Below are 14,112 nucleotides of genomic sequence, written 5' to 3'. Positions count from 1 at the left end.
TGATGTCAGGGTTGGTTATTGTTTAATTCTACATTGTTTAGCTCTGAGCAAATATGCAGGGCAAATAGCGAATGATTTATTAGCAGTGCTAAGCTGTCGCGCTTTTAATTTGCAGCCTTATTATGGTTTAGTCAATCATTGAAACCCTCTTCCCTTCTGGCTTCTGTGTTGAGCATAGCTGCCTTGCTGTTGAGTGCTTCCAACATAGCTTCTATAGCTCGTTCTTTTTGCGGATCTGCAGCTTGAGCATATTCCAATGAAAATGGAACGTTAATATCAGGTGCAACTCCTTTACCTTCCAACCGTTGTGTTTCGTTGAGAAACACATTTGAAACTGCTAAATAAACGAAGCTACCATCAGACATCAGAAAAGGACGACCAGCAACCACTGCTCCTGTTGTTTTAGAACCAATCACAGGTCCTATTTTATGTTGCTTGAAACCATAAGCCAAAATTTCTTTACTACTTCTGCTTCCCTCATTTATCACCATAACGACAGGCTTTTTCCATTGAGAAATAGAAGTATATCTTCTCCCATTACGGGGGATACTAGTTATGCTTGGACCTTCCTTTGCAGTGAAGATGTTGAGATAACCGATATCTCCTCCACCCCAGCCATCTCGTAAATCCAAAACCAACGCTTCTGCATTTCTCAAGCGACCGTAGATTAAATCTCCTCGAAGTTTCTCCTGGTCTGGATCAGCGGCGTTTGACCAAATATGAACGTAGCCGATTTTCTTACCGTTGCGTTGAATAACCTGAGTACTGGCTTGTTGTGCTTCCAAAAACATAGAGGCTGCGTCATAGATTTTGGGAGTCACAGCAATGTTTTCTTGGCTGTTGGCATCAGGCTTTCTTTGAATCAACAAAGTGACTTTTTGATTTGCTTTGCCTGCAAAAGATTTTATCGGTTGATAAGGACCACCTTCCACGCTCAATAATTGATCACCCACTTTTAACCCAGCTTTTGCAGCCGGACTTGCATCTAAAATGGCACTAATAAAAGTTTTACCGTTAATGTCTTTGGTGAATGCACCAATTCCACTGTACTCAATCTTACCTTTCGGGAAAAACTTTTTTAATTCTTTCTGGAAATCAGGGTTATTTGCCTGAAAAATCCCTAAAAGCTGGTAGTATGCTGGCTCATCTTGAGTGTAGAAGCGGGTGTGAGAAGTTCGCAATTCAGAAAGCATCTGATTGATGACAGGAGCAGCTTCTTGAATAGACTTGGTTCGCGCTACTTGAGGTTCATACTTTTGCCGTATTGCTTTCCAGTCCACTCCGTTAAGTTTGGGGTCATAAAAGTTTTCGTTAACAGTTTGCCAGACTTGTTCAAAAACTTTTGTCTCAGGTTTTGCTAGGGTTTTAGGTAATGGATAAATTAACCAGAGAAGGAACAATACTGCAAAAGACGTCAGCATTGCTATAGTTAAGTTTTTTAACTTAAAGAATCTAAGTTTTTTCATAGTGTCTGCTTGATATATTTCTATTTTAGATGTTCTTCAAAACTATATTTCCAGTGGAGATAAATCTATATTTTGCTCTAGCAACTAGCACAAAGGATTTATACCTTTAGGACTGCTATATTATGTCTGCTTAATTGCGCATAACTTAAGAGTAGACCCAACCTTGCTAGCAAGATCGGGTCTTCGGGCAATTGTAGAATTTTAAATGAGCAGCGATTATTACCAAACGACTTGCGATCGCTCTTGCATCACCCGCTTGTACACATCCTCAGTTTGCTTGGCTAATTTAGACCAACTGAAGCGTCTGTCTAAATCTTCATAAGCGTTATCAATTAGCCATTGCCGATAACCTGGATTTTTCAACACTTCCAGGATACCCCAAGCCAAGGAATCTGGGTTATTGGTATACGTAACTATGCCTGTTTTGGTATGTTGCACCACTTCTGGAAAACCACCTGTATCAGAAACTACAACAGGAACGCGAGAGGCAAAGCTTTCTAATGCAACAATACCAAAGGGTTCATACAAGCTAGGAAAAACAGCACAGTCAGCAACGGTTTGAAATTTATCTAAGTAGTCATCAGACATAAAACCGGTAAAATAGCACTTGTTCGATATTCCTATATCCCAAGCTTGCTTTTTGAGATGGTCGGTATTGCCGCCACCGATGATCACAAACTTAACATAACCTCCCATTTGCCCTAGAACTTTGGGAGCAGCATTCAGTAGTACAGAGACGCCTTTTTCATAGGTCATGCGACCGACGTAGTAAACAATTTTCTCACCGTCTTCGGCAAATTGGCGGCGAAAATCCAAAGCGTGAAAATCTTGGTGGTGCTGTTTTTTCTCCGGTCGGATACCGTTATAGATAACATCAATTTTGTTCCACGGAGAGTGTAACGCCTGTTCTACTTCCCGCCGCATATAGTCAGTGCACACGATAACTCGCCAAGCGTTGAAAGCAAAAAGTTCTTCTTTGCCATTAATATAATGTTGAATATCAGTGTGAACACCGTTGTAGCGTCCGTATTCAGTTGCGTGAATAGTGGCAATCAGGGGGATTTGAAAGCTGTGCTTGAGGGCGATCGCCGCATCCCCAACAAGCCAATCATGTGCGTGAATGATATCGAACGGTCCTTCCTCCAGCATCAACTTACCGCCGTGATGCCCAATGCTTTGGTTGAGATTAACAACCCAGTGAAAAAAGTCATTACCAGCAGCCACAGGCACGCGATGAACCCGTAATCCCTCTACTACCTCATACATCGGTGCATGACCGAACTCTGGTGTAATCAAGTGGATTTCATGTCCTAGCTTGACCAGTTCCGGGTATAACTCTGCCACATGACGAGCAATTCCCCCAACTATTCGCGGTGGAAACTCCCAACTTAACACCAATATCTTCATATAGTTCTATGCCCAACTCTTTACAAATCTATAATCTTCTACATTTATCTCAAGATACAAGCCTTGATACTATAACAAGTCCCAAAATGGAATTTTTTTGATTTTTCTTAACAATCTGAAGAAAAAAGTAGTGGTGGAGAGACTTTTAGAGAAAAAGTCAAAATGGAGAATTGTTTGTTCCCTCCTAGTTCCTAATTTTTCCTCTTTATTATGTTGCCCTGTTTTGTATTAATTCTCTCTCAAGCTGTTGGCGAAAAGCTAACCAAGCTGCTGTGGCTTGTGGGTTGGGGGTTGCAGCTTTTTGAAGTAAAATAACACCATCCCGAAAACCAATGACTCCGTATTCCGGAGTCTTCGTCTGCTGGTCAAACAGTTGTACGAGTTCCCGTAAAAGATTACGCTCTTCCTTAAATGCTGGTTGATACTGTTTTAACTACCACAGATCGGCGATCGCATAATCAACTTTTACGATTTGGCGTGCATCATTTCGCAACTCCAGCACAGGTAGGCGAATGATTTCCCTGCGACTGGAAAGCTGAGGGACAAGGTAAGTCGTTGCAGGTAAAGACACATACACCAAAGGATTAAAAGAATCTGGTAAGAGAAAATAAAATGCTCTATTTAAGCTAGAACTACTGGAAGTAAAATAAACCAGGAACCACAGTTAAAGCATAGCGAACATTGATTGCTAGCACCGTCTCTCCCTTCCCCAAAAAGAGTTTCAGCAAGGGGAAGCCAGCCACCATCCAAGATGCAGAAGAAACAGCAGGGACAAACGCCAAGCGTGTCTTTAAGTACAAGTCTGGGTTTTTTTGTCGCTGATTTCGTAATTTTAAAAACATCACTTACTAACCCTGATTTAGGAACGCGGGGAAATTTATTTTAACAGTTATCCGTTTGAAGAAGAATTCAGCAATTCTGCAATTTTTGATTCAGAAGGAAGAAATAAAGAATTGCGACTTCTGACTTATAAACGGCAGTTGCTTTAAGTCGGCAGAGCCGCCCAAGGCAGTGCCTCCTCCTGACTTCTTCCCTGTTCACTGTTGATTTATTTATAATACTAAATTATACAACTTTTTTCAAAAAAATAGTGATTATAAATCATTTTTTAAAACCTCTGTTTATATCTTTTCTATCCAAAAATTACGCGATGTCTTTCGGGCGTCTAGATTTTTTTGCTGTTTGTCAAAAAAACCTCACAAGAAAATAGAATAACTCTATGAACTATGCGTTTTCATTTTTATTAAAATGATTTGTAAAATAAGTATCTGTTTTTCTTTTTCTGAAATAGTAATTATTATTTAAGACAAAATATTTGTGATACAAAACCCTGACAAACGAGAAGGTTTTTGTAAATTCTGTTGTCAAAAACTAGATATTTACTTGAGGAAATCAATACTGATGTTTAGTCGTCTTGGTAGTAACAGTTCTCTTTTTGAGCAAGGGCAAAATATTACTTCTCTATCCTCAGTAGATACCTTTGATTATAACAACAATTACAACATCAACCTTAACGGTCATAGTAGCTTTAACTCAGCGATGAATGGGCTAGAATCTAATGCTCAAGAACAATTGTTCAATGACAATGGGTACAGTTTCAACTCTGGCTATGGCTTGATAGATGCAGCCGCAGCAGTGGGTAAAGCAGCTGGTCAAAGTACCTTTGCTGATGTTCCTAACCTAGGTGGTAATAATTGGGGAGCCGACCTTGTGAAGGCTCCAGAAGCCTGGGCACAAGGATACACTGGTCAAGGTGTAGTCGTTGCTGTTCTAGATACTGGGGTTGACTTCAACCACGATGATTTAAAGGATAATATCTGGACAAATCCAAAGGAAATTGCTGGCAATAGCATAGATGATGATGGCGATGGTTTGGTTGATGACGTTCACGGCTGGAACTTTGTTGATAACAACAACGATGTTTCAGATAAATTCGGTCATGGAACCCATGTCTCTGGAACTATTGCTGGAGAAAATAATGACTTTGGCGTAACTGGTATTGCCTACGATGCCAAAATTATGCCAGTCAAAGTCCTTGGTGATGATGGTTCAGGCTCCTATACTTCGATTTCTAATGGCATTCACTATGCTGCAGATCATGGAGCTAACGTGATTAACCTTAGTCTTGGTGGTGGTTCTTCTGACAGTACTTTAGAGAAAGCTGTTGAATATGCTAGCAGCAAAGGAGTGATTGTCGTTATGGCCGCTGGTAATGATAGTGGCTTGCAACCCAACTATCCAGCCCATTATGCAGATAAATCAGGAATTGCAGTTGGAGCAGTTGATAAAAATAATCAGATGGCTAACTTCTCCAACAAAGCGGGAATAAATTCACTTACTTACGTGACAGCCCCAGGAGTTAATGTATACTCTACAATTCCGGGTAATAAATATGCTTCCTATAATGGCACGTCTATGGCGGCTCCTCACGTTGCTGGTGTAGTTGCTCTCATGCTCAGTGCTAACCACAATCTCACTGATGCTCAAGTACGTCAGATTGTCGCAGAAACAGCGGTACACGACACACAAATGCCAAACTTTGGCCTGAGCAATTTTGTAACCAACAGCAGTGCTACAACTTCTAATTTCAGGGTTAGAAACTACGAGTATGGTTCTTATGGATCACAAAACCAGTTGGATGATAGCAATACTGTGGAATTTTCTGGGTTGAGTGTTAGTTGTACGGCGAATTCAGAATTCTCAAGCTACCAAACACTACTAAACAACCTTAACTATAGTATCACTGATTCTGATGACAGCACTGTTTCTGAAAATATACTCAAGCAACGCAAAGAAATGTTGGAGGAGAATTTGCAAATGGTAACTTAAGACTAATGAATTGAAGGTGCATCGTGGCGCGCAGCGCCTTGCACGATCGCACCGACCAAACCTACCTCACAGAAAATGCCTCACTGAATCGACGAGTAATTGGCTCAATTAAGAATGTCAAAATTGACTTCTTGCGAGTGACAATCTCACCATTTGCAGTCATCCCAGGAGTGAATGTCACTTCTTGTCCCTGAGCCATTATGGAGTGTTTACTCAGCTTAATTCTGGTGGGGAAAACTAAGCCCATTTCTTTGTCAACAATCGCATTGGGACTGACTTGCACGACCTCACCATCAATAATGCCAAATTCTTGAAATGGGAAAGTTGCCATCTTGACCTTCGCTTTCATTCCCTCGCGAATAAAACCAATATCTCGGTTGAGGACTTTCACCTCTAACAGAAGTTCTTCTCCTTCTGGTAATATAGATACTAACTCTTCACCTGATTGCACTGGTCCTCTTGTGGCTTTGATTCTATAGATAGTACCTGTGACTGGAGCTTTGATAGTTTCTTTCTCTTGCTGCTTCTGCGCTTGCTCAAGTTGACCTTGAACGGTGGTCAGTTCTTCTTTACGTTTGTTGATCTGGGTGATAATTTCACTTTGACGCTCTGATTCTATACGCTGTGCTTGAGTAAGCGCAGCTTGATATGCTTCTTGGGCTTGGCGAATTTCCTGAACTTGAGCAGCTATATCCTTTTCAAAGGATGTAACTTTATCTTGAGCTTCTGTCACCTTATTTTGGGAGTTTATCACCTCATCATTCGCTCGGGTAATTTCCGTAGTCGCTCGATTGAGTCTTTCTTGGGCGTCCAGGTAATCGATTCGAGGAATAGCACCAGGAGTCACTAGGGTTTTAAGGCTTTGTTCTCTTTTTTGAGCAATTGTTAAGCCGCTTTCAACTTTCGTACGGATATTTTGAGCGTTAACCAAGTTTGTTTTGGCGTTGGCAAGGCTAGTTCTTGCGTTTACCAGATTTTCTTGTAACCGAGTCTGGCGGACTTTCGCCTGGTTAGTCAGCGCTTGTTGGCGATTTGCTTCCGCAACGGAAGCTGCTTGACGCGCTTGATAATCTCGTAAACGAGAGTTTAACAATTGATCTTGAAGTTGTGTTCCAGCAATTTTGCCTCCCGTACGTTCTGCATCTAAACGTCGCAAATCTTCTTGAATTAATTTAGCAGATGAGGCTAAGCGAGTCACATCGACTTTTTGCAAATCTGGATCACGTTGAATTAGGGTTTGACCTTTGATGACGCGATCGCCTTCTTTAACGTTGACCTTGACAATTGTTCCGTTACCTATCGATGTCACTGGTCGTACTTGTGTGGAAGCGATTAACTCTCCTGGCGCTGTCGCCACTTCATCAATCTTGGAAAAATTAGCCCAGGCGATTGTCCCTAGTACCACTACACTCAGTGTTCCCGCTAACAATCTAGTGTACAGTGGTGGCAATTCTTGTACTGCTTTGCCCAATTCATAAGATAGGTGTTCATCAGGTTTTGCAAATCGCTGTTTTGTTTTACGTGATTGAGCACTATTTGCAGCTAGGGAATATCTCATAAGAATTAAGATTTTGGATTTTAGATTATAGGTGAGTTGTCACTCATAAACAGTTATCAGTTATCAGTTGTGAAAAAACAATAACTTGATAACTGATAATCAAATCTTTATATGGCACTTCGCGCCACATGAGATCTTGCACCCTTCAGGTGGGCACTGCACACAACCGAAAAAATAAGGATTTGAGCGCACAGTTGGCAGTGCCCACCCTACAAAAATGGCTGCCAAACAGTTATCAGTTATCAATGAACAATAACTTGATAACTGATAACTGTTCACCCTATGGCTAACGCCACGCCTTACGGTGAGTCCAGCGCTGGGGGAGGGTCTCCCTCATGTGCCACTTCTGTGCGGAGAGCAGCGCCTTGCGGGGGTTCCCCCAAAGTCTGCCGGGGGAAGCTTCCCCCGGCGAGCTTTGACCGTTGTGGCGACTGCGGGGGGTTCCCCCCGTTGTAGGCGGAACGCCTTCCCGCAGGGTAGAATGTGGCGTCAGGCGACGGGCGTTCCCGGAGGGCTATCGGGGAGAACCTCCGGTTCCGCTGCGCTTTAGACCTGACCTCTGGGCGTGCGCTTTACGCATACGCCAGATGCCTCTGTCGGGAAACAAGGACTGCAGCACTGGACTCACTGTTTACTGATTAAACCGCCAGACGACGTCGCAAGAAACTTTCTAGTGTTTCCAGCTCAAAATTGAAAGTAGTTTCCAATTTCGCAATTTCTTCTCTTGTACAGAAAAATTCGTTAGCTAGTAATGTACGAAACGTTCCCAAAGCTTTTTGTGCTTGGGGATTGAAAAAACCTAATGCACCCCGCAGCCCATCTACAGCTAAGAGTGGCGGGTTAATTATCAGTGGCTCTCGGTTAAAAATGCGACTAATAATTTTGGGAATATCCTCTCGCATTAAAATCTCTGGTCCCCCAACTGATAATATCTGATTACGAGCAGCTTCAACTGTCACAGAATCTACTATTATCCTTGCCAAATCATCTGTACTAACAGTAGAGGTACGGTTTTTGGGGTCGCCAACAAGCAGGTAAAACCCCGTTTCACGAAAACGTTCTGCTAATGGTAGTAAGTCGGATGCTAATCCAGATGGGCGTAGAATAGTGTAGTTTAAGCCACTACTTTCCAGGTATCGCTCCACTGCTCGTTTTGCCTTAAACACAGGAGCATCTTCGTATCCCCTGTCTGCTCCTAGCACGGAAATAAAAACAAAGTGCTGGACTTGATTAGCTTTTGCGGAATCTATAAGTTCGATGTTAGCGCGATAGTCTAAAGCTAAAGCATCTCCACCAGAACCGTGAGCGCTGATAATGTACTGTACGCCCTGACAAGCTTTTTGAATATCTTTTTCTTGGCGCAAATCACCAATAAAGATGTTAGCTCCTCGCTGTTCTAACTCGCTATAGCGCGAAGTGAGACGGACAAATGCTCGCACCTGCTTTTCCTGTTCACGTAAAAGTCGCACAACTGTGCGACCTATTCCCCCTGTGGCTCCAGTGACTAGAAACATATCAATTTTGGATTTTGGATTTTGGATTTTGGATTAATCAACACTCATGACTAAAACTATGGGTGTAGGGGAGCCACTGCCCTTCGGGTTCGCAGTCGCCTACGGAGGGAGACCCTCCTGCAGCGCTGTCTCACCGTGCGCGGGTTCCCCGCGTTGAGGCATGTGGCGTGAGCCAGTACTGTTCGCGCAGCGTGGCACTTTGTGCCATAGGAGGGTTTCCCTCACTTGGTATCTGGCGTGTGTAGGGGTGTGGGGTGTAGGGGAGCCACTGCCCTTCGGGTATCTCCTGCGGAGACGCTACGCGTATCTCCTACGGAGACGCTGCGCGAACGCTCTTAGCGTGCGTTTGCGCTTACGCAGTCGCCTAGGGAGGAGCCAGTACTGCGGGAGGGTTTCCCGACAGCCAGGTATCTGGCGTTGGAGACCCTCCTGCAGCGCTGTCTCACCGTGGGGGGGTTTCCCGACTTGAGGCATGTGGCGTGGGAAGAAAAGATTTTCTTTTTGTATATCCTATTCCCGAAACTCGTTGGTGTGATAGCCCTCAGCAAAATCATAGATTTTGCTCGTCTACAACCAGTAGGGACACCAAGCCACCACTGATTGCAACCCTTACACCCTTATACCCTTATACCCTTATACCCCTAGTTGTTGACTAAATTCTAAAATTCAACAATCACTGGTGCATGATCGCTGGGTTGAGGTAACTTTCTGGGAGCTACATCAATAGTGCAGCTTTTGGCACGCTCATACAAAGCAGGCGTAAGATAGTGATGGTCAATTCGCCAACCCAAATTACGGCGAAAAGATGCTGCTCGATAGTCCCACCAGCTGTAGTGTCCCCCTTCCGAGGTAAATTTGCGAAAAGCATCAGCAAATCCTAATAAGAGGATATCTCGTAAGGCTTGGCGCTCTGGTTCTGATGCCATGATGTGATTTTCGCTCTTTGCACTGTGATGAATATCTTTATCTTCCAGAGCAATGTTAAAGTCTCCACATACACAAATAGCAGCTTGTGATAAAAGAAGCGATCGCAAATACTCCTGCAGTACTGCTAACCAGCCCAGCTTGTATTCATATTTCTCGCTTCCCACTGCTGAACCATTGGGTACGTAAAGATTAACAATTGTTATACCATCTATCTTACCGGTAATCACCCGTTTTTGCTCATCCCAATCTGCTTGGATGTTCAATAAAGTCGGCGCAAAACCACAGCTGACATCTAAGAGTGGTTGACGGCTGGCGATCGCAACACCGTTGTAAGCTTTTTGCCCGGAAAAATAAAGGTGATAGCCCAATTCCTCAAAAGGTGCGCAGGGAAATTGTGCGTCTACAACTTTAATTTCTTGCATGCATAGGACATCTACGTTACTCTGACCCAGCCAATCAATAACTTGCTCTAAACGAGTGCGAATCGAGTTGACATTCCAAGTCGCAATTTTCATTTTAATCTGTCGTCATTCTCCACGTTTTTGCGTCTTTTCGTCACCTATCTCCTCCTCGTGCAATATTCTCCATCATTGCTTTGGTTTCCAGATTTTCCTATTTTTAGTTAAAAAAAAGTTAAATTATTATGAGCCTCAGGATAGATGATTCGTCATCCGGGCAAACTGTAATCTGAAAGTATACTCCCGCTATAGAAAAAATGGCTAGTATGAAATTAGCCAACTACTTTGTCAGGGTAGCGTTAACCGAAATTGCACTCGGGTGAGTCAGCCAGGTTAACTGAAAAATCAGATGATTAAGTACAAATGCTTTATCATCAGATAAATGTCCTAGTAATAGGATTATCTCACTTGCTGAACCAAAACAACCTATGAAAATTGCTCAAGTAGCCCCCTTGTGGGAACGAGTTCCACCTCCAACATATGGAGGAATAGAGCTAGTCGTGAGTCGCTTGACAGATGAACTAGTACGTCGAGGTCACGATGTTACTTTGTTCGCATCAGGCGATTCGCAAACATTGGCGAAGTTACAAGCAGTTTATCCTCGTGCATTGCGCTTAGACCCGAACGTCAAAGAGTATGGAGTGTACGAAATGCTGGAACTGAGCCAGGTTTACGAGATAGCAAAGGAATTCGATATCATCCATTCTCATATGGGGATTACGGCATTACCCTTGGCGAGTTTTGTACAAACACCCACCGTGCATACAGTGCACAGCAGTTTTACAACGGATAACCAGAACCTATACATCCACCATAACCAGCAAGCATACGTTAGCATTAGTAACGCTCAACGTCAAATAAACCTGAACTACGTTAACACAGTCTACAACGGAATTGATCTAGAAGATTATCCTTTTGTTGCCCAACATCAACAACCACCATACCTGGCATTCTTAGGACGCTTCGCGCCAGAAAAGGGACCGCAGCATGCGATCGCCATTGCGAAAAAAGCTGGCTGGCCTCTAAAAATGGCAGGAAAGGTTGATGTAGTGGACTCTGAGTTCTTTGAACAAGAGATTGCTCCACAGATTGATGGTGAGCAAATTCAATACCTAGGCGAAATCGACCACGCCCAGAAGGTTAAGCTGTTGGGCAATGCTGCGATAACTCTGTTTCCAATAGCCTGGCAAGAACCGTTTGGTTTAGTGATGACTGAATCAATGGCAACTGGTACACCAGTAATTGCCCTGAATTTAGGTTCTGTACCAGAGGTTATTGACCACGGTGTATCAGGTTTTGTCTGTCAAACCTACGATGAAATGGCGGCAATGATTCCAGCAGCTTTGGAACTCAATCGTCAAACTTGTCGAGAACATGTAGAGAACAAGTTTAGTGTCAGCCAGATGGTTGATGGATACGAGGCGGTCTATAAAAAAATCATACAAGGCCGCATTCATTCAAACGGTCGCATTCATGATGCAAAAATCAAAGTTTAATTAACGATTTTTTAACGCATCTATTACATCTATAAATCAATAGCTTTTCAAAAGGAGAACATAAATATGAGTTTGAGAGCCAACGATTGCCCGTGTTGTGGGGGTTCCCTGCTACGTCATATTCGTCATGGTGAACTCTACTGGTTTTGCAAAACTTGTCGGCAAGAAGTGCCAGTGTTAAGTGTGAGTCAGATGCCGAACTTGGAAGGAAGAAGTAAGACATCTGTTTCTCAAACAGCACTCAAAGCGTAGTGTTAGAAAAACAGTGAGCAGTGAACAGAAAAAGCGATTTATTGACTTCCTGATAACTGATAACTGGTAACTGATAACTGGTAACTGATAAAGTTCTCGGCTCCACCTGGTAAAATCAAGTGGAGCAAATTATTGGTTAAAGCTCGCGTGTTAGCAGCGTTACTTTACGGCAAAGAAAATTTACGTTTAGAACAAGTTGCGTCCCCCACACCTGGCGTTGGTGAAGTTGTCATGCAAGTGGGAGCTGCAACAACTTGTGGTACAGATTTAAAAGTTTGGCGTCGCGGCGGTCATGCTAAGATGCTCAAACCACCAACACTGTTTGGTCATGAAGCTGCTGGCGAGATTGTCGCTGTAGGCGTTGGTGTGACGAGTTGGCAAGTGGGCGATCGCCTAGTCGCAAATAATTCTGCTCCCTGCATGAATTGCTTTTTTTGTCAACGCCAAGAATATTCCCTCTGTCCAAATTTGACATGGAATAATGGCACTTTTGCCGAATATTTAAAAATTCCTGCACCGATTGTGCAACATAATATGTTGCCAATTCCTGATGAGTTGCCTTATGAGTTGGCAGCAATGACTGAACCTCTGGCTTGTGTGCTGCATGGAGTCGCCCGTTCCAACGTCAAACCAGGTGATTCTGTGGTGGTGTTAGGAGATGGGGCGATCGGGCTGATGTTTGTAGCTAAATTGGCTCATGATCTTAAAGCTGAGGTGTTACTCTTTGGAGGCAATGACCAAAGGTTAGAAATTGGAGAAAAACTGGGTGCAGCAAAGACATTTAATTATCATCAGTTCCCAGAGATTCCTAGTTTAGTTAAAGAACTGACACAGGGATGGGGTGCAGATGTGGTGATTGAAGCAACTGGTGTACCAAGTGTCTGGGAAACCGCAATTGCTTGTGCTCGTCCTGGTGCAACTGTTAACCTGTTTGGTGGTTGTCCACGAGATACAACTATTAGCGTGAATACAGAACAATTGCACTACAGCGAACTGACTCTCAAAGGAGTTTTTCATAATACTCCAGAGTATGTTCAAGCAGCACTGTCACTGATTGCAAGTCAGAAGATTCCCTTTGAGTTACTCATCAGCGAACACCGTCCATTGCAGGATTTAGAACAGGTGTTTTGTGATATGAGAGATCGTAAGGTGATTAAAGTAGCAATGATTCCCTGAGGCAGTTCTAGGAAATTGCTCCTGCGTGTGGCTATGGATTCTGCTAAACACGCTCATCAAACCTTGTGCGAAAACCACCGTATTTCAACCAATATTGCTTTAAGGTATGGTGGGGCGTATGTAAACTTGCCTTCGCTCGATAAAGAATCACCTGACGATGATCGCCCATCCAGATTTTGCCAATGGGTTCAATGGATAATAACGCCCCTCCCAGCGCCGCAATACACTCTGAAAATCGTTCGACTGCACTGTAATCAACTGATTCAAAAACAAAAAAATTTCCAGAGCTGATCAAGTGTCGGCTCCTGATCCAGCATTGCATTTTTTTTTCCGCTTCCGGTGGCAACATTCCTATTTTCACCTCAGCTTCTGTTTGCTCACCTAATACGCTCATAAAACTCTTGCTTCAAACACGATCCAGGGGAAGTTCATGTGCAAAACTTTCACGCTTTTCAAACTCCAACGCCCCAAACGTAGATCCCCAAACTTGTTGATGGGTATTGACATCCATACCTTTGTCAAGACTAACCCAGGTTGTTGCCGTCAGCTCCACATCACTGATTAGATACGTTAAACAGCCCTTTCGTTCAAGCAGGCACTTGTTTCCTGGCTCCACACTACCTAGAAACATCTCCCCCTCTCGTTTGAAAATCATAGAACAGTGATACCGTCGTTCAATACAATCAGGTGTAATAGTTCTGAGAATGCTTAATTCCCGTGCCGCTCCTGCATACAGCAATGGATCGTTAAGACTGTAATTTTCAATATAAATTTGATTTCCCTGATCAACGAATCGATGCACTCCCTGACGATACGGACTCCATAAGTCGTAATCGTAAACCTGTTCTGAGTAAAAACCAATCGTATTGAAAAACTCAAAGGGTAAGGGACGAAAAAAGATATGGATATGAGCAAATTGCTGAGGGTTATGGTAGGATTGCTTATAGTTGCTGAAATCACCTGCCATCCACTGAGCCAGCGTTGTTAAATCATTGGCTTTTATAGAAGTCATGAGCGCGCGTTATAACA

Annotated in this window: 11 protein-coding genes and 1 pseudogene; 4 read left to right on the top strand and 8 right to left on the bottom strand. The window is 43.2% G+C overall.

Annotated elements, in window-relative coordinates; genetic code table 11:
* Window positions 1-131: 131 nt before the first annotated feature.
* The 3 genes and pseudogenes from DP114_RS06125 to DP114_RS06115 form a co-directional block, all read right to left on the bottom strand.
* The gene (locus DP114_RS06125) at window positions 132-1,466 is read right to left on the bottom strand and encodes a S41 family peptidase (protein ID WP_171975709.1); all 1,335 of its coding nucleotides are present in this window, start codon (window positions 1,464-1,466) and stop codon (window positions 132-134) included.
* A gap of 219 nt (window positions 1,467-1,685) precedes the next feature.
* Window positions 1,686-2,873, bottom strand: coding sequence for a glycosyltransferase family 4 protein (locus DP114_RS06120; RefSeq protein ID WP_171975708.1), 1,188 nt, complete (start codon window positions 2,871-2,873; stop codon window positions 1,686-1,688).
* A 208-nt stretch (window positions 2,874-3,081) separates the two neighbouring features.
* A pseudogene (locus DP114_RS06115) lies at window positions 3,082-3,655 on the bottom strand (DUF2079 domain-containing protein); the annotation flags it as partial.
* A gap of 619 nt (window positions 3,656-4,274) precedes the next feature.
* Between DP114_RS06115 and DP114_RS06110 the strand changes: the two are divergent.
* On the top strand, window positions 4,275-5,702 hold the full coding sequence (locus tag DP114_RS06110; RefSeq protein WP_171975707.1) for a S8 family serine peptidase: 1,428 nt from the start codon (window positions 4,275-4,277) through the stop codon (window positions 5,700-5,702).
* 61 nt (window positions 5,703-5,763) lie between these two features.
* Here the strand turns inward: DP114_RS06110 and DP114_RS06105 are convergent, their stop codons facing one another.
* The 3 genes from DP114_RS06105 to xth all read right to left on the bottom strand — a co-directional run bounded on the left by DP114_RS06105 (window position 5,764) and on the right by xth (window position 10,216).
* Complete coding sequence (locus DP114_RS06105; RefSeq protein ID WP_171975706.1) at window positions 5,764-7,260, bottom strand: putative HlyD family type I secretion protein; 1,497 nt, start codon at window positions 7,258-7,260, stop codon at window positions 5,764-5,766.
* Between the two features lie 638 nt (window positions 7,261-7,898).
* Window positions 7,899-8,774 (bottom strand): SDR family oxidoreductase, encoded by an 876-nt coding sequence (locus tag DP114_RS06100; protein WP_171975705.1) that lies wholly within the window; start codon window positions 8,772-8,774, stop codon window positions 7,899-7,901.
* 659 nt (window positions 8,775-9,433) lie between these two features.
* Window positions 9,434-10,216, bottom strand: a complete 783-nt coding sequence (gene xth, locus DP114_RS06095; protein WP_169268782.1) for an exodeoxyribonuclease III — start codon at window positions 10,214-10,216, stop codon at window positions 9,434-9,436.
* 371 nt (window positions 10,217-10,587) lie between these two features.
* On the opposite strand from xth, the gene DP114_RS06090 reads away from it, so the two are divergent.
* From DP114_RS06090 to DP114_RS06080, 3 genes are all read left to right on the top strand, one after another.
* Window positions 10,588-11,655: a glycosyltransferase family 4 protein gene (locus DP114_RS06090; RefSeq protein ID WP_169268781.1), complete on the top strand. Its 1,068-nt coding sequence runs from the start codon at window positions 10,588-10,590 to the stop codon at window positions 11,653-11,655.
* Between the two features lie 66 nt (window positions 11,656-11,721).
* Window positions 11,722-11,907, top strand: coding sequence for a hypothetical protein (locus DP114_RS06085; protein WP_171975704.1), 186 nt, complete (start codon window positions 11,722-11,724; stop codon window positions 11,905-11,907).
* A 147-nt stretch (window positions 11,908-12,054) separates the two neighbouring features.
* Window positions 12,055-13,083: a zinc-dependent alcohol dehydrogenase gene (locus DP114_RS06080; RefSeq protein WP_169268784.1), complete on the top strand. Its 1,029-nt coding sequence runs from the start codon at window positions 12,055-12,057 to the stop codon at window positions 13,081-13,083.
* A 43-nt stretch (window positions 13,084-13,126) separates the two neighbouring features.
* On the opposite strand, the gene DP114_RS06075 is transcribed toward DP114_RS06080, so the two are convergent.
* Together DP114_RS06075 and DP114_RS06070 are read right to left on the bottom strand one after the other, a co-directional pair.
* Window positions 13,127-13,477, bottom strand: a complete 351-nt coding sequence (locus DP114_RS06075) for a CpeR family transcriptional regulator (protein ID WP_246163073.1) — start codon at window positions 13,475-13,477, stop codon at window positions 13,127-13,129.
* 12 nt (window positions 13,478-13,489) lie between these two features.
* Entirely contained in the window at window positions 13,490-14,095 is a 606-nt protein-coding gene (locus DP114_RS06070) for a chromophore lyase CpcT/CpeT (protein ID WP_169268779.1), read from the bottom strand.
* Window positions 14,096-14,112: the final 17 nt, after the last annotated feature.

This window comes from Brasilonema sennae CENA114 (assembly GCF_006968745.1).
In the GTDB taxonomy this organism is placed as follows: Bacteria; Cyanobacteriota; Cyanobacteriia; order Cyanobacteriales; family Nostocaceae; genus Brasilonema; species Brasilonema sennae.
The sequence above is the reverse complement of the archived record's forward strand: the minus strand, read 5'-3'. Positions and strand labels throughout refer to the sequence as shown.

Excerpts from the sequence above, each read along its gene's own strand:
- DP114_RS06090 (WP_169268781.1), top strand. The coding sequence starts at position 10,588 with ATGAAAATTGCTCAAGTAGCCCCCTTGTGGGAACGAGTTCCACCTCCA.
- DP114_RS06125 (WP_171975709.1), bottom strand. The coding sequence starts at position 1,466 with ATGAAAAAACTTAGATTCTTTAAGTTAAAAAACTTAACTATAGCAATG.
- DP114_RS06070 (WP_169268779.1), bottom strand. The coding sequence starts at position 14,095 with ATGACTTCTATAAAAGCCAATGATTTAACAACGCTGGCTCAGTGGATG.
- DP114_RS06105 (WP_171975706.1), bottom strand. The coding sequence starts at position 7,260 with ATGAGATATTCCCTAGCTGCAAATAGTGCTCAATCACGTAAAACAAAA.
- DP114_RS06100 (WP_171975705.1), bottom strand. The coding sequence starts at position 8,774 with ATGTTTCTAGTCACTGGAGCCACAGGGGGAATAGGTCGCACAGTTGTG.
- DP114_RS06120 (WP_171975708.1), bottom strand. The coding sequence starts at position 2,873 with ATGAAGATATTGGTGTTAAGTTGGGAGTTTCCACCGCGAATAGTTGGG.
- DP114_RS06075 (WP_246163073.1), bottom strand. The coding sequence starts at position 13,477 with ATGAGCGTATTAGGTGAGCAAACAGAAGCTGAGGTGAAAATAGGAATG.
- xth (WP_169268782.1), bottom strand. The coding sequence starts at position 10,216 with ATGAAAATTGCGACTTGGAATGTCAACTCGATTCGCACTCGTTTAGAG.
- DP114_RS06110 (WP_171975707.1), top strand. The coding sequence starts at position 4,275 with ATGTTTAGTCGTCTTGGTAGTAACAGTTCTCTTTTTGAGCAAGGGCAA.
- DP114_RS06085 (WP_171975704.1), top strand. The coding sequence starts at position 11,722 with ATGAGTTTGAGAGCCAACGATTGCCCGTGTTGTGGGGGTTCCCTGCTA.